Source organism: Paenarthrobacter sp. NPDC090522 (assembly GCF_044769225.1).
GTDB lineage: Bacteria > Actinomycetota > Actinomycetes > Actinomycetales > Micrococcaceae > Arthrobacter.
This window is the reverse complement of sequence record NZ_JBIVXL010000002.1, coordinates 194,750-210,364: the sequence shown is the minus strand read 5'-3', so window position 1 is coordinate 210,364 and position 15,615 is coordinate 194,750. Positions and strand designations below refer to the sequence as shown.

Annotated in this window: 13 protein-coding genes and 1 tRNA gene; 5 read left to right on the top strand and 9 right to left on the bottom strand. The window is 64.7% G+C overall.

Translation table 11 applies throughout. The annotated features are described in order from the left end of the window. Positions 1-84: 84 nt before the first annotated feature. From ACIQT2_RS03075 to ACIQT2_RS03065, 3 genes are read left to right on the top strand one after another with little or no spacing between them, the layout of a single operon-like run. Entirely contained in the window at positions 85-987 is a 903-nt protein-coding gene (locus ACIQT2_RS03075; RefSeq protein WP_402943474.1) for a sulfurtransferase, read from the top strand. Then, complete coding sequence (locus ACIQT2_RS03070; RefSeq protein ID WP_400330161.1) at positions 984-2,135, top strand: NAD(P)-dependent alcohol dehydrogenase; 1,152 nt, start codon at positions 984-986, stop codon at positions 2,133-2,135. The genes ACIQT2_RS03075 and ACIQT2_RS03070 overlap by 4 nt, the downstream gene beginning before the upstream one ends. Further along, entirely contained in the window at positions 2,132-2,560 is a 429-nt protein-coding gene (locus tag ACIQT2_RS03065) for an HIT family protein (protein ID WP_402943471.1), read from the top strand. Before ACIQT2_RS03070 ends, ACIQT2_RS03065 begins: the two co-directional genes overlap by 4 nt. An 87-nt stretch (positions 2,561-2,647) precedes the next feature. Here ACIQT2_RS03065 and hrpA read toward each other — a convergent pair whose 3' ends face one another. From hrpA to ACIQT2_RS03050, 3 genes are all read right to left on the bottom strand, one after another. Then, a complete protein-coding gene (gene hrpA / locus ACIQT2_RS03060) occupies positions 2,648-6,625 on the bottom strand; it encodes an ATP-dependent RNA helicase HrpA (protein WP_402943469.1) in 3,978 nt (1,325 codons plus the stop codon). A gap of 48 nt (positions 6,626-6,673) precedes the next feature. After that, entirely contained in the window at positions 6,674-7,627 is a 954-nt protein-coding gene (locus ACIQT2_RS03055; RefSeq protein WP_400330167.1) for a helix-turn-helix transcriptional regulator, read from the bottom strand. 161 nt (positions 7,628-7,788) lie between these two features. Further along, positions 7,789-7,959 (bottom strand): hypothetical protein, encoded by a 171-nt coding sequence (locus ACIQT2_RS03050; protein ID WP_397322377.1) that lies wholly within the window; start codon positions 7,957-7,959, stop codon positions 7,789-7,791. Between the two features lie 81 nt (positions 7,960-8,040). On the opposite strand from ACIQT2_RS03050, the gene ACIQT2_RS03045 reads away from it, so the two are divergent. Then, positions 8,041-9,009 carry a GlxA family transcriptional regulator gene (locus ACIQT2_RS03045; protein WP_400330170.1) on the top strand — a complete coding sequence of 323 codons (969 nt, stop codon included), beginning with the start codon at positions 8,041-8,043 and terminating at the stop codon, positions 9,007-9,009. 38 nt (positions 9,010-9,047) lie between these two features. Here ACIQT2_RS03045 and ACIQT2_RS03040 read toward each other — a convergent pair whose 3' ends face one another. The 6 genes from ACIQT2_RS03040 to ACIQT2_RS03015 form a co-directional block, all read right to left on the bottom strand. After that, positions 9,048-9,350: a protealysin inhibitor emfourin gene (locus tag ACIQT2_RS03040; protein ID WP_402943464.1), complete on the bottom strand. Its 303-nt coding sequence runs from the start codon at positions 9,348-9,350 to the stop codon at positions 9,048-9,050. 82 nt (positions 9,351-9,432) lie between these two features. Next, entirely contained in the window at positions 9,433-10,449 is a 1,017-nt protein-coding gene (locus ACIQT2_RS03035) for a M4 family metallopeptidase (protein ID WP_402943772.1), read from the bottom strand. Positions 10,450-10,677: 228 nt separating this feature from the next. Further along, positions 10,678-10,750, bottom strand: a tRNA-Arg gene (locus ACIQT2_RS03030). Positions 10,751-10,859: 109 nt separating this feature from the next. After that, complete coding sequence (locus ACIQT2_RS03025; RefSeq protein WP_402943461.1) at positions 10,860-12,359, bottom strand: FAD-dependent oxidoreductase; 1,500 nt, start codon at positions 12,357-12,359, stop codon at positions 10,860-10,862. After that, the gene (locus tag ACIQT2_RS03020; protein WP_402943458.1) at positions 12,356-13,228 is read right to left on the bottom strand and encodes an FAD:protein FMN transferase; all 873 of its coding nucleotides are present in this window, start codon (positions 13,226-13,228) and stop codon (positions 12,356-12,358) included. Before ACIQT2_RS03020 ends, ACIQT2_RS03025 begins: the two co-directional genes overlap by 4 nt. 5 nt (positions 13,229-13,233) lie before the next feature. Beyond that, positions 13,234-13,716, bottom strand: coding sequence for a hypothetical protein (locus ACIQT2_RS03015; protein WP_400330182.1), 483 nt, complete (start codon positions 13,714-13,716; stop codon positions 13,234-13,236). Positions 13,717-13,961: 245 nt separating this feature from the next. Here ACIQT2_RS03015 and argS point away from each other — a divergent pair, with 245 nt between their 5' ends. After that, positions 13,962-15,611 carry an arginine--tRNA ligase gene (gene argS, locus ACIQT2_RS03010; protein ID WP_402943455.1) on the top strand — a complete coding sequence of 550 codons (1,650 nt, stop codon included), beginning with the start codon at positions 13,962-13,964 and terminating at the stop codon, positions 15,609-15,611. Positions 15,612-15,615 lie beyond the last annotated feature (4 nt).

Sequence of the window (15,615 nt, the reverse complement as noted above, 5' to 3'; positions counted from 1 at the left end):
CAAGCCTACCGGCGGTTCCAGCCCCGCCCGCCGGACTAGGCTGGAACCGGACATCAGCAGGGAACTGCATATCGAAGGAGAATGATGGCGATCCTGATCGACGCAGCCGGGCTGCAACACCGCCTCGAGGCGGGCGAGCGTACTGTGCTCCTGGACGTGCGGTGGGTCCTGGGCCGGACTGACGGACACAGCGAATACGTGGCCGGGCACGTGCCGGGTGCGGTTTTCGTGGATCTTCCCACCGAGCTCGCCGACCACGCGCAACCGTCCCTGGGCAGGCACCCGTTGCCCTCCGTGGCACGCTTCCAGGAGGCCGCGCGGCGTTGGGGCATCAATGACGGCGACACCGTGGTTGCTTACGACAACAGCGGCAGCATGGCGGCCGCCCGGGTCTGGTGGATGCTCCGAAACGCAGGGGTCTCCTCGGTGTACCTGCTCGACGGCGGCCTGGCCGCCTGGCGTGCGGCAGGGAACCGCGTGGAGGCAGGCGAGGTGACTCCCGACGTCGGGCAGGTCACCCTGGGTGACGGAGCAATGGCGACGATCAGCGAAGGCGAGGCTGCCCGATGGCACGGTGGCCGCTTGCTGCTCGATGCCCGTGCGGGGGAGCGGTACCGGGGCGAGGTGGAACCGATCGACCCGCGGGCCGGACACATACCGGGCGCCGTGAGTGCGCCAACCACGGCCAACGTGACCGCCGAGGGCGCGTTCCTGCCCGCCGTGGAACTCAGGGAGCGATTCGAGGAGTTGGGCGTCGGAGCGTCATCCGAGGTAGCTGTCTACTGTGGTTCGGGTGTCACGGCCGCACACCAGATTGCTGCCTTGGAAATCGCCGGCTTCGAGGCTGCGTTGTTCCCGGGATCGTTTTCGCAATGGTCGAACAACGACGCGAATCCCGTCGCGGTGGGTGACCAACCCTTCGAAGCGGAACGCCTCGACGGTCCGAGTGGTACCGGCAGTGCTGCCGGGAGTAGCGTCAAAGCATGACCCCCGGACGCCCTGTGCCCCCGCCCCTTGGAAGAACAATCACCCCTGAAGCATCGCCGTCGTTCGCCGGATCCCTGCTCGCTGCTGCCTATGGTGCCACATCGCCGGAAAGCGGATTGGTGCCGCTGACCGTTTCCCGGCGGGCGCCCAAGGAAGACGACGTGGAGATCGCGATCGAATTCTGCGGGCTCTGCCACTCCGATGTCCATGCCACCCGAGGCGAGTGGCGCATCCCCCCGTACCCCTTGGTGCCAGGCCACGAAATCGTGGGACGGATTACCCGGGTCGGTTCCGCGGTGCAGGATTTTGCGCCAGGCGACCGTGTGGGCGTTGGCTGCATGGTGGACTCCTGCCGCGAATGCGACAGTTGCCTCGAAGGCCTGGAACAGTACTGCGAGCGGGGAAATGTTGGCACGTACGGGGCCAAGGATCCCCGCAACGGCGATGCCGTTACCCAAGGCGGTTACTCGTCCTCGGTGGTGGTGGACCGCCGGTTCGTCCTGCGCATTCCGGAAGGCCTGGACCCGGCGGCCGCAGCGCCGCTCCTGTGCGCCGGAATCACCACCTACTCCCCGTTGCGCTACTTCGACGTCGAGGAAGGCGACGCAGTGGGCGTCGTTGGACTCGGCGGGCTCGGGCACATGGCCGTCAAGATCGCCAAGGCCATGGGTGCCGATGTCACGGTCTTCACCACTTCCGCTGCCAAGTTTGAGGCAGCGCGTGAGCTTGGTGCCAACCATGTGGTGCTGTCCACGGATTCCGAAGCAATGGAAGCCGCCAACAGGAGCATCGACGTGATCATCGATACCGTTGCCGCACCCCACGACCTTAACCCGTACTTCAAGACGCTCCGCCTGGACGGTGCGCTCTTCCAACTGGGCCTGCCCGCGGAGGAGATGCCGCCAGTGAGCCCGGGGCTCTTGATCCGGCGCCGTTTGGCCTATGCCGGCTCCTTGATCGGCGGCATCGCGGAGACCCAGGAAATGCTGGACTTCTGTGCCGCGCATTCGGTGGCCAGCGATATTGAAATCGTCGGAGCCGATCAACTGAACCAGGCCTACGACCGCATGGTGGCGGGCGACGTGAAATACCGGTTCGTGCTGGACACTTCAACACTCCAGGAACCTTCGGAAAGGGCAGACGCATGAGCACGCTGTTTACAAGGATCATCAACGGGGAGATTCCCGGCCGCTTCGTGTGGAAGGACGCGGAGGTGGTGGCGTTCCTGACCATCGCGCCCATCACGTCCGGGCATACCCTGGTGGTTCCACGCGAAGAAGTGGATTCATGGACCCATGCCAGCCCCGAACTGCTGGGCAAGGTCATGGACGTCGCCCAGAAGATCGGCAAGGTACAGGAAGACGTGTTCCAGGCCAAGCGTGTTGGTGTCCTCATGGAGGGCTTCGAAGTGGACCACCTTCACGTCCACGTGTGGCCGGCCTATTCGACGGCAGACTTCGAGGTGCACAACGTGGACCACAATCCTGACCCGGCCATCATGGACGCCACGGCCGTGAAGCTGCGCGCGGCACTTCGCTCCGCCGGTCACGGAGACGTGGTTCCGGAGGACTGATCCCGTACCTCTTAACCCGGTGGTGCTTTTTCGGCGCCACCGGGTTCTTTTTCAGGAGCAGGCCCGCCGGTCAGTCCCCGACGGCCGTCAGGCCGGTGCGAGGGCCTGGTTGAGGACGGTCCGGATGCGCTTTTCGGACACGGAATAGGCTGTCCCAAGCTCCACCGCGAACAGGCTCACCCTGAGTTCTTCGATCATCCAGCGCACCCGGGTTAAATCAGGGCCGATCCTGCGTCCCGGCAGGAGCGCGGAGACGGCGTCGTCGTAATCGTCTTCCAGGCCCTGGATCGCCGCCATGCTGAGGCCATCGCGTTGGACGTTGCCGGGCAGCTTTTCGAGGCGCTTTTCCATGGCCTGCAGGTAGCGCGGCACTTGGCTCAACTGGGCGTAGCCCGTCTGTGCCACGAACCCGGGAAAGACCAATTGCTCCAACTGGCTCTTCATGTCGTTCAAGGCACTGATCAGGGCGAGGCTGGTACTGCCCTTCAGCTGCTTCTGGATCCGGCGCGTGCTGGCCAGGATGCGCTCGACGACGGCAGTCACGGTGAAGACCGTATCGATCAGTTCCGCACGGACAGCCTCGTACAACGCATCGAACGCTCCCTTGTCCCAAGGAAGGTCCTGGGGCGTCAGCTTGTCGATGGCGGCCAGGGCACAATCGGCGATCAGGGCATTGACCGAGCCGTGCGGATTCTGGCTGAAGGTCAGCTTCTCCGTGTTGCTCAGGTGTTCCAGGACATACCGGTCCGGCGAAGGAATGCGGAGGGCCAGAAGCCGGATTACTCCGCCACGCATGGCGGCTTCCTGCTCCTGCCGCGTCTGGAATACCCGCAACGAAACGGATGATCCTTCGTCCACCAACGCGGGGAAGCCCGTGACGGCATGGCCCTTGACGGTTCTGGTGACCTGGCGTTCCACCGGGCCGAAATCCCAGGAAGTGATGCCGTCGCGCTCGGCAACGGCGCCGTTGGCCGGAGTGTTCGAAGCCGCGGGCGCCGGTTGGGAACCCTTGCCAGCAGGGCGGGCCGGACCCTTGTTCGAGGCCCGGGTGGTGGCCGGCGTCGCTCCGAGCGACTCTGCAATGGCGCGACGGGTGGCCGGGGCCAGGGCTTCCTGGAGGCCCGCGAGGTCCTTGCCTTCGCCCAGGACCTTGCCGCGGCTGTCCACCACTTTGAAACTCACCCGCAAATGCTGGGGGACTGCCTCCCAATTCCACGAACCCGGCGGAATGATGTGCCCCTTCAGCCGGCGCAGGACCAACTCGAGGGAAGCCTCCAGTTCATCCGTGGCAGGGTCGAAGTCCGCTTCAAGGGCAGCGGTAGCCTGCCGCGCGACGTCCGGGGCCGGAACAAAGTTCTTCCGGACCTGCTTGGGCAAGGACTTGATCAAGGCGGTGACCAGGTCCACCCTCTGGCCCGGGATCTGCCACCGGAAAGGAGCATCCTCCATCTGGTTCAGGAAAAGCACGGGTACTTCTGCCGTGACGCCATCCGAGGGGTTGGGCGCCGAACCAGGCGCCACCGGGTGGAACTCGTAGCTCAGCGGAAGCTCGAATCCCTTGTGCACCCAGACCTTGGGGTAGGCCGAGTCATCCAGGTCATCGGCGTCCTCGGTCATCAGGAAGGATTCATCGAAGTCCAACAACGTGGCGTCGGACTGGCGGGCTTCCTTCCACCACTTGTCGAAGTGCCGCTCGGACACCACATCCTTGCCCACGCGGGCATCGTAGAACTCGAAGAGCGTTTGGTCGTCCACCAGGATGTCCCGGCGCCGCATGCGGGTCTCCAGTTCCTCGACTTCCTGGAGGAGGGAGCGGTTCCGGTGGAAGAACTTGTGGTGGGTGCGCCACTCACCCTCCACCAGTGCATGCCGGATGAACAACTCCCGTGACAATTCGGGGTCGATCCTGCCGTAGTTGACGCGGCGGTTGGGAATGATCGGCACCCCGTACAGGGTGACTTTCTCGTGCGCCAGCACTGCACCCTGGCGCGATGACCAGTGCGGTTCACTGTAAGAGCGCTTGACCAGGTCCGGGGCCACTTGCTCGGCCCACAACGGATCAAACTTCGCAGCCACGCGGGCCCAGAGCCGGCTGGTCTCCACCAGTTCCGCGGCCATGACGAAGGCAGGAGACTTCTTGAACAGCGCCGAGCCGGGGAAGATCGCGAAACGGCTGCCGCGTGCGCCGGCGTACTCGCGCTTGCGTTCGTCGTAGATGCCGATGTGGCTCAACAGGCCGGACAGGAGGCTGATGTGGATGCCGTCGTGGTGCCCCACGGGATCGGCGACCCGGGTGTTGTCCAAGGTTATGCCGAGTGGCTTGGCCAATTGCCGAAGCTGGGTGAAAAGGTCCTGCCATTCCCGGATCCGGAGGTAGTTGATGAACTCCGTGCGGCATAAGCGCCGGAACTGCGTGGCGGACAACTCGCGCTGTTTTTCCTGCACGTAGTTCCACAAATTGAGGTACCCGGTGAAGTCGGAGTTTTCATCGCGGAAGCGGGCGTGCTTTTCCGAGGCAAGCTGCTGCTTGTCCGTGGGTCGTTCGCGGGGATCCTGGATGGTCAGTGCCGCGGCAAGGATCATGACCTCGCGGACACAACCGCGCTTCCCGGCCTCCACGATCATGCGGCCGAGCCTGGGGTCCACAGGCAGCTGCGCGAGTTTCTGCCCGACGGCGGTCAGCCCACTGCCGCTGCCGCCTTGGCTGCCACGGCGGTGACCGCCCCGGCCCGTGGCCGGCTGATCCTGGGCGTCTTGTTGCCGGGGCGCGCTCAAGGCGCCGAGTTCGCGGAGGAGGGTGACGCCGTCGTTAATGGCACGCGAGTCCGGCGGCTCCACGAACGGGAAGTTTTCCACGTCCTTGGGACCTCGGGCGACGCCCATGGCGGTCATTTGCAGGATGACGGCCGCGAGGTTGGTCCGCAGGATTTCCGGGTCCGTGAATTGCGGTCGTGACTCGAAGTCCTCCTCCGAGTAGAGGCGGATGGCAATGCCCTCGGAGACGCGTCCGCAGCGTCCGGAGCGCTGGTTGGCCGAGGCCTGCGAGACCCGCTCGATAGGCAGCCGCTGGACCTTGGTCCGGTGCGAATACCGCGAAATGCGGGCCGTTCCGGTGTCCACCACGTACTTGATGCCCGGAACGGTCAGGGAGGTTTCCGCAACGTTGGTGGCCAGGATGATGCGACGCTTGCCGCCCGGGTTGAACACCCGGTGCTGTTCCTGCAGGCTCAAGCGTGCATACAGCGGGAGGACCTCCGTGCCTGCCAGGCGGCGATTGCCTTGGATCCGGCTGTTGAGCGCCTCGGCGGCATCGCGGATCTCGCGTTCGCCGGAGAAGAAGACAAGGATGTTGCCGGGCGCCTCCTTGGCAAGCTCATCCACTGCGTCGCAGACGGCGTCCAGGGGATCCCGGTCCTCTTCGAGTTCGTCGTCGGTGTCATCGTCGTCACCGCTTGGCTGGGAGAGCGGGCGGTAGCGGATTTCCACGGGATAGGTCCGGCCCGAGACCTCGATGATCGGAGCCGGCGAGTCCTCGGTGCCGAAATGCTTGGCGAAGCGTTCGGGGTCGATGGTGGCCGAAGTGATGATGACCTTCAGGTCCGGGCGCTGGGGGAGAATCCGCTTCAGGTATCCGAGGATGAAGTCGATATTAAGGCTGCGCTCGTGGGCTTCGTCAATGATGATGGTGCTGTATTTGCGCAGCAGTTTGTCCCGCTGGATTTCGGCCAGCAGGATGCCGTCGGTCATGAGCTTGACCTTGGTAGCCGCGCTGACCTCGCCGGTGAAGCGGACCTGGAACCCGACTTCCGCGCCGATGTCCACGCCGAGTTCGGAGGCGATCCGTTCCGCTACCGTCCGGGCAGCGAGCCGCCGCGGCTGGGTGTGGCCGATCAGTCCCTTGTCGCCCAGTCCGAGTTCCAGGCACATCTTGGGAATTTGGGTTGTCTTCCCCGAGCCGGTCTCGCCGGCGATGATGGTCACCTGGTTCGCGGCGATGGCCGCCATCAAATCCTCGCGGCGCTCGGAGACGGGGAGCTCGGCGGGGTAGGAAATATGAAGTGTCATGGTTGATGCCAGTCTACTGCGGGGCACCAGGCGGGAACGGCGGCGCCGTCACATCCCCGCTGCCGCGACAAGCCGGCGGGACAGGTCCAGGGCAAAGGACTTGAACTCCGCCGGCCCGATGATTTCAAAATCCATGTCCAGGGCGGCCAGGTGCGCCGCCGGTGCGGCGAGGTTGTCCCAACCGGCCCGGAGAATGGTCGACTGCGGTCCCTCCGCGGTGAGGGACGCGTGCGGGCCCACGACGGCGGCAACGTCGGTGAGTGGGGCACGCAGCCGCACGACGACGTCGAAGCGGTACGGAGACCGCGTGATCGACTGCTGGACGTAGGCTGCCAAGTCCTCGGCGGGAAGGGGCCGTGGTTCGTACTTCTTTCGTTCCGTGGGCAACGACGCCATCCGGTCAGCGCGGAAAATCCGCCAGTCGCCCCGATCCACGTCCCAGGCCACCAAGTACCAGCGCCTGCCTGTGTCCACCAGGCGATAGGGCTCAACCAGGCGCCGCGCCGAATCGCCGTCGGATTTCACGTAGTCGAACGTGATGTAACGGCGATCGGAAATGGCTGCGGAGAGTGCCGTAAGTTGCTGGGGGTCCACGGATGCGGCGTTGCTGGGCAGCGTGGTTACGGCGGCCTTCAACATGGCGAACTTCGGGCGCAACCGTGCGGGCAGCACCTGTTCAAGCTTCGCCAGCGCGCGGACGGAGGCTTCGCCGATGCCTGCCACCGGTCCCGCGGCAACAGAGTTCAGCCCCAGTGCTACGGCCAGGGCCTCGTTGTCGTCCAGGAGCAGGGGTGGAAGCTGGGCGCCGGCACCCAACTGGTAGCCACCTGTGATGCCGGGGGAAGCGTGGATGGGGTAGCCAAGGTTGCGGAGTTTGTCGATGTCCCGCCGCACGGTCCGTTCAGTGACGCCCATGCGGTCCGCCAGTGCGGCGCCGGTCCATTCCCGGCGGACCTGGAGCAGGGACAGCAACTGGAGTAGCCGGGCGGAGGTTTGGATCATGGAGGAGAATCTAGCCCACGCGTCGGCGTGCCGCACAGGGCAGGGGAGGCGTAGAAGGACGCCCGTCAGTTCAAGGAGTCCTGCAGTAACTCCGTGAACGTACGGGCGTCGGATGGATGGGACAGGGAGGGGATGATTGGCAGCGTTCCGGGGCCGGCCGCTCAGTAGATCCGCGGGTTCCAGTAGGGGCTGCTGGGGGCCTCGAAGGCGCTCCACGGTTCCTTGGAGGAGATGGGCGGGTTGTGTCCGCGGCCGTCCTTCAGGAGGGCAGCGATGGTGGCTGAAACGGCGGTGATGAGGACGATGAAGAGGATGATTCCGAAGATTTCCATGCCTCCATCCTTCTCTTGCAGGCACTGGGAAAACAGTGGCAGAAATGACCCAAATGAACAATTTTCTGCCACAATAGAGAGATGTTGACATCAGTAGCCGTGATAGTGGTTCCCGACTTCTCCATCTTCGAGTTCGGCACTGCCTTTGAGGTTTTCGGCATTGACAGATCGGACAGGGGAGCCGGTGTTCCCGCCTTCGACTTCCGCGTGTGTGCGCCCGAACCCGGCGATGTCCGGATGAAGTCGGGGCTCTCCCTCCACGTCAATCGTGGCCTGGAGGCAACGGCGGACGCTGACTTGGTGATCATGGCGCCCTTTGGCAGGGACCAGGAAGTGCCGGAGTCTGTCTATGCGGCTCTCCGCGCTGCCCACGAGCGCGGGGCCTGGGTGATGTCCATCTGCTCGGGAGCCTATGCCTTGGCGCGTGCCGGCCTTCTGGAAGGGCGCCGCTGCACCACCCACTGGCATTACTCCCAGGACCTCGCCAGCCGGTACCCCGGAGTGATCGTGGACGAAAATGTCCTCTACGTCCAGGACGGCACCATCATCACCAGCGCCGGAACCGCCGCCGGCATCGACGCGTGCCTGCACCTGGTCCGGGTGGAGTTGGGGGCCAACGTGGCCGCAGCCATTGCACGCGACATGGTGGTGCCCCCGCACCGCGACGGCGGACAGGCCCAATTCATCGACAGGCCCATGCCTACCTGCGGTTCGGCGCCGATGGAGGCACTCCTGCGCTGGATGGTGGAGCATTTGGACCAAGAGCACAGCGTGAACGATCTTGCTGCCAGGCTCCACATGTCCCCGCGCACCTTCGCCCGACGCTTCCGCGCGGAAACGGGCGCAACGCCGGCCGCGTGGTTGAACTCCCAACGGGTTCTCCGCGCACAGGAACTGCTGGAAACCACGGAACTGAACATCGACGAGATTGCGCGTGAGGCCGGCTTTGGGCATTCGGTGCTGTTGCGCCACCATTTCACCAAAGTGCTGGATACGAGCCCCCAGAGCTACCGCAGGGCCTTCCGGGGGCAGTTGGCCGAGGCAATCTAGCGGCTGTCCGAGCTGGCGGCTGTCCGAGGCGGCGGGGACTAGCGCCGACCGCCCACGCGCCCACGCGTTTCGGCGCCCTCGGCCTTGGCGCATTCCACGAGGTCCTGCCACGGTCCGGTCACGGCCCTTTCGGGCAGGGTAGCCCGGCGTTGCCCTGCCCGGATGGAGTACATGAAACGGTCGGGTTCGTTCAACGCGCGGGCCTGGCTTTTGGCTTCCTCCCAAGGGCAGGCCTCCACCATGGGCAGCCAGCGCTCTTTTTGGTCGGCGGACACGGCCTCCACGCTCCAGACACGGGTCATGGCGGCGACGCCCCCGCTGCGTTGGACGGTGATCTTCATGTCCGGCTGCTTTCCCGTTAACTGGCCTGAGGCAGCCAGTCCGGGGCGGGACTGCAGGAAGTGTGCAGTCCCGCCGGCTGGCCTAAACCTTCACCTTCACAGTGTCCCACGCCTTTCGGACGGCGTCATGCTCTACCGAACCGGCGCCGAACAGCTCCTCCGCCGTGGACAGTGTGGTCCTGGCGAACTTGCCGAACGTGCAAGCAGGGGGCAGGGAGCCGCTGGTCAGCGTTCCGTACCAAATCTGGCCCGGGGCGCCCCAGGCGTTGCCGCCGAGCTCGGCTGCCACCAAGTAGAAGGCACGGTTGGGGATTCCGGAGTTGATGTGCACCCCGCCGTTGTCGGCGCTGGTGCGGACGTAGGTGTCCATGGAGTCGGGCTGCGGGTCCTTGCCCAACACGTCGTCGTCATAAGCGGTGCCGGGAGCTTTCATGGACCGCAGTGCAGCCCCCTGGACTTTCTCGGTGAACAGTCCTTCGCCGATCAGCCATGACGCTTGCGCGGTGGTCTCCTGCTTCAGGTACTGCTCCACCAGCACGCCGAAGACGTCGGACATGGACTCGTTCAGCGCGCCGGCCTGGTTGCGGTAGGCGAGTCCGGCAGTGAACTGCGTGACCCCGTGGGCGAGTTCGTGGCCAATGACGCTGACCGACTTGGTGAACCGCTGGAACACTTCACCGTCGCCGTCCCCGAAGACCATCTGCCGGCCGTCCCAGAACGCGTTGTCATAGAGATTGCCGTAGTGGACGGTGGCGTCCAACGGCAAGCCGGCGCCGTCGATCGAATCGCGGCCGAAGATGTCCGCGTAGAGGCGGTGGGTGCTGCCCAGGCCGTCATATGCTTCGTCCGCGGCGACATCGCCCGTGGCAGCAGCGCCTTCCTTGCGTACCAGCCTGCCGGGCAGGTTCTCCGACGTGTCGGCGTCGTAGATGGTCCGCTTCGGTGGCCCGGGCTGGGCCTGCCGGGCGCTCGGCGGTGCGGACGGTGCAGGAGCCGAGCGTACGGCCTGCAGTTCCTTGATATGCAGCAAGGACTCTTTGGCAGCCCTTGCGACGGCCCAGAGCCGCGGCTCACTCCGGGCGGCAAGCTTGCGCAGCATGTATGGCGGAACGATTGAACAAAACACGGCAACCCCTTTGGCTGGAAACGTCTGGCGGGCAACTTGTATCCAGCCTAGGATCGGGGGCCGACATTATGGCCGCGGGCCTCCGGCAAGCCTCGAACTGATAGCCCTGCCTTGCGTTGCCGGGCTGTGCAGCGGGCTCCGGCAGAACGCCCGTGCGGGCATGAAAATACCCCGCCAGCTTGGCTGGCGGGGTATTCACTGTGCCCTCGATAGGATTCGAACCTACGGCCTTCTGCTCCGGAGGCAGACGCTCTATCCCCTGAGCTACGAGGGCAACCGGGGTTCCCTCCGTTGCCGGTGGGACGTCCTAGAGCTTAGCAGTCCACGCGGTGCAAAGGAAAACCGGGCGCCACCTCGGCAAACACGCGGCGGACCTGAACGTCTCAGTACCCGGCGAACGAGTCCACATGCACCTTCCGTGCCCCGGCCCCGCGCGCGGCTGCCCGCAGTGAATCCACGCTCGCCGGAGACCCGGAGACGTACACCTCTCGATCCCTGACATCCGGAACCAGCTCGGCAAGGCGCGTCGCATCGATCCTTGGGCTGCCGGCGTCGTGCATGAACCCCGGAGGAGTGGAACCGTCCGCCAACCGGGCAATCACGTGGGCACCCGAGGCCTCCAGTTGTTCGCAGGCAGCCAGCTCTTCCCGGCTCTTTGCGAGGTACAACACCACAGCGTCCCTGGACGCCTCGGACGCAAGATGGGACAGGAAAGGCGTGATCCCGATGCCGGCGGCTATCAACAGGACCGGCCTGCCGGCGTCGTGGGGCAGCAGGAAGTCGCCGCCCACGGCCGTGCCGGCCACCCGGTCTCCCGGCTTCAACGCAAGCAGCGATTTCTTCGCCGAGGAGAGCGGTTCGGCAGTTCCCACTCCAAAGGTCACCTCCGGCGAGCCAGGGGCGCTGGTGATGCTGAATACCCTGCGCCGTCCTTTGCCGTCCGAACCCGAGTGGGGGAGGTTGAGTTCCATGAACTGCCCGGCCGCAAACCGTACCGGCCGACGTGGTTCGAAACGGAACTCCGTGGTTCCAGGAGTGAGCTTCCTCGAGTCCTTGAACGTCAGTTCCACGCCACCGCGCTGGCCGAGGAAGAACGCCAACGCGTTGCCCACCAGCAGGGCCAGTTCGGGGGAGTTGGCAACGAAGCCCAGGTTGTACGGAACAGCAAAGATAAGGCCCACGACGGCGGCAAGCGCCAGTTGCTGCCACCGGCGCGGAGGCAGGGTCAGCGGTTCCGAAAGCATGAAGCCCACGAAGAACAGCAGGGGGCGTTGCGCCAGCGGCTGCCACAGGGCCTGGCCTGCCGTCATGCCGCGGCTGATCAGTTCAGTGAAGATGATGCCCGTGGCCATCACCAGGAAAACCGAGGCCATCAGGAGTTTGCGCGTCCGGTAAAGCACGACGAACACTCCCGGAACCAGCAGCCACAACATGGCCGGAGTGGCCGCCCACCACGTTGCGATGTTGAGCCCGGTCAAACCGGTGATGAAGGCCCCGGCAGCAGCAGGGTTGAAGATGTGCCGGCCCCGGAAGGCCAAGGCATACTTCGATGCACTGGCGAGCACACAGGCCAAGGCAACACCGAGCATGTCCATGGCGCCGAACGCCGGCCAGAACAGGAAGTAGAGCAACAACCCGGTGATGAGCGAGGATTCTGAATGCGGCCGCGTGCGGAACAGCGGCGCCAACAAGCGGTTGGAGGCGTACGTCAGTCCCAGGCACAAGGCCAGGTGCACCAGCATTTCGGGAATGCCGAACGTCAACCAGCCCAGGACATTCAGCACCAGGCTGTACACCACCAGGATCCCCAGGACCCAGAGGATCAGGCGGTACATGGTGAAGCGGCCCAGCCACGTGTCCAGTCGCGACTTAACGGCAATCATGAGAACAGTCTCCCCTCAAAGCCGCCAGAGAACGTGGCGGCACCATTCGAAAAAACCCGGAGCCAGGAAAAGTCGAACACGGTTTCCAGCGTTTTCGGTTCAACCATGAAAAGTGCCGTCGCCAAGGCATCGGCCGCCAGGGCATTCTCCGCCATGGTCCAGGTGGCAACCGTGGTTTGGATGGGTTGCCCGGTGGTCGCATCCAGGACGTGGTGCAGGCCATCGCCCCACGCGCGCCTGTTGGCGGCAGAGGCACACAATGCGGCATTGTCCAGCTCCACTATTCCAATGGCCTGCTTGGGGTTGTAGGGATGTTCCAGCGCCACGGTCACTGCTTGGCTGCCGGAATGCAGCATGTCCCCGCTGCCATCCACCAGGAAATCCGTGTGGCCGGCCTCGCGCAGCAAGCCGCCCAACAAATCCACGAGTTGTCCCTTCCCGGCTGCGCCTATGTCCAGCACCACTGCATCACTGGCCGTGATGGTGGTGCCGTCCCAGTCAAGGACGTCCTCCCAACGCGGCGCGGGCTCGGGCGTTCCCGAGGGAACCAGCGTGTACGCCGCGTCGTAGCCCAAACGGTTCAGGCTGCTGCCCACGAGGGGCGTCATGGCACCCCGGCTGAGCCGGTACAGATCGGCGTAAACCCGGTGCAACGCCCCGGCATGCCGGGGCATCGTGATGGTTCCTGGTGCCTTGGCCAGTGCGGCGACGAGGGAGTCCGGCCTGAACCGCGAATACGTATGGTCGTAATCAGCGACCGTGCCGAGCAGTTCCTTCCGTACCTCCGGAGCGAGCTGTTCCGGCGTCGAAACGTCCCAGTGGGTACCGATGCCATCAAAGCCGAAGGTGCTCCAGCCCGGGTGCGGCATGGCTGCTACTTGGCCTGGGACTTGATCTGCTGGACGGCGTCGTTGAAGCCGCCCGAGGTCAGCGAGGAGCCGGCCACCTTGGACACATTGAGTTCATCGATGTCCTTGCCCACGATCTGGGCGGCGATGCCGCTGGCGAACTCGCCCTGGAACTTCCTGGTGTTCGGGTTGGACGGGTGCGTGGTGATGTTGACGGCCGAAACCTTGTCCCCGGCGAGGGTCAGTTCGACGCCGACTGTTTCCTGGCCGTTCGGAGACGTATAGGTTCCGTCGGCGCTGTACGTGCCGTCCTTGTAGGTGGAGCCGGTGGTGGTGCCGCTGGACGCAGCCGACGACGCGCTGGGGCTGGTGGTGGATTCCTGGCCGCCGTTCTGGCTGGCAGGGGTCTGCGAGGGGGCCTGCGTGGTGGGCGCGCACGCTGCAGCCGTACCAATAATGGAGAGGCCTGCGAAGCCGGCGTAGAGGGTCTTGCGGAGTGGCGTAGTCATGGTTCTGCTCGTTTCAACTGGACAAGATTCGTCTGGACAAGATTCAACTGCTGGGATGGGGCTGGGTTCGGTTTGATCGTTGATGACTTCATGGCCACCTCTTACGTCTTCAACAACGTCGGATTCAGCGTAATGGTTCACCCTGTGCCGGCAGGCGTCCTTTCCTGTGTCCCCGCTGTGGGCAGGTTACCCACATACGGCCGTCCAAATTCCGCGTCTTTGCGGGCCCCCGGTAGGCTAGATGCGTGACTCCCGAAGAACTCTCCACTGCCATATCCACCTGCCTTAAGGACGCCGTAGCCGCCGGTGAAATTGCCCTGGCGGAATCTGCCCTTCCCAACGACGTCCGAGTGGAACGACCCAAGAACAGGGATCACGGAGACTGGGCCACCAACATCGCCCTGCAACTGGCCAAGCAGGCAGGCACCAATCCGCGGGAATTCGCCGGAATCCTCAGCAACCGCCTGCAGGAAATACCTGGAGTGACCGGCGTGGAAATCGCAGGTCCCGGCTTCCTCAACATCACGGTGGATGCCGCTGCCGCCGGGGTGCTCGCCAAGGTGATCGTGGAAGCCGGTCCGTCCTACGGAACCAACCAGGCGCTCGCAGGCCACATCATCAACATGGAATTCGTGTCCGCCAACCCCACCGGCCCGCTGCACATCGGGCATACGCGCTGGGCTGCCCTGGGTGACGCGATCGCACGGGTGCTGCGTGCTTCCGGCGCAGACGTCACAGCCGAGTACTACATCAACGACGCCGGTTCGCAGATGAACGTCTTCGCCAATTCCGTGCTGTCGCGGCTCCACGGCCGCGGGGTACCCGAGGGTGGTTACCCCGGGGAATACATCATGGAACTGGGTGACGAAGTCCTGAAGGCCCACCCGGACATCCGTGAATTGACCGACGAGGCCGCGCTTCCGGTGATCCGCGCCGCTGCCTACGAGGCCCAAATGGTGGACATCAAGAACACGCTGGGCGAGTTCGGCGTGGACTTCGACGTCTTCTTCTCGGAAAAGGAACTGCACGACGCCGGCGCGATCGAGGCTGCCGTGGCCCGCCTTCGGGAGCAGGGCCACGTGTTCGACGACGGCGGTGCGGTGTGGCTGCGCACCACAGATTTCGGTGATGACAAGGACCGGGTCATGATCCGTGCCAACGGAGAACCGACGTACTTCGCCGCAGATGCCGCCTACTACCTTTCAAAGAAGGACCGCGGCTTCATCGAGAAGATCTACCTCCTCGGCGCCGACCACCACGGCTACATCAACCGCCTCAAGGCCATTGCAGCCTGTGCGGGTGACGATCCCGAGGTGAACATCGAGGTCCTCATTGGCCAGTTGGTTTCCGTCAACGGTGCCAAACTGTCCAAGCGGGCCGGCAACATCATTGAGCTCAAGGACCTCATTTCCTGGCTGGGCAAGGATGCCGTGCGCTACTCCCTGGCACGCTTCCCCGCCGATTCGCCGCTGACGTTGGACCCGGAGCTGCTCAAGAAGAACAGCAACGAGAACCCGGTGTTTTACGTCCAGTACGCCCACGCGCGCTCACGCGGCACGGCCCGTAACGCGGCCGAGGCCGGCGTGGACCGCTCCGTCTTTGACGCGGCATTGCTGGATCACGCCACCGAGAATGAGCTGCTCTCCTATCTGGGCAGCTACCCGTCGATCGTGGCGAAGGCGGCCGAACTGCGCGAACCGCACCGTGTGGCACGCCACCTGGAGGTCATTGCCGGCGCTTACCACCGCTGGTACGACGCCTGCCGTGTGTCGCCGCAAGGCGATGAACCGGTCCAGGACGTCAACCGCACGCGCTTGTGGCTCAATGACGCCACCAGCCAGGTTTTGGCCAACGGACTTGAACTGCTGGGCGTTTCGGCGCCGGAACGGATGTAGGAAC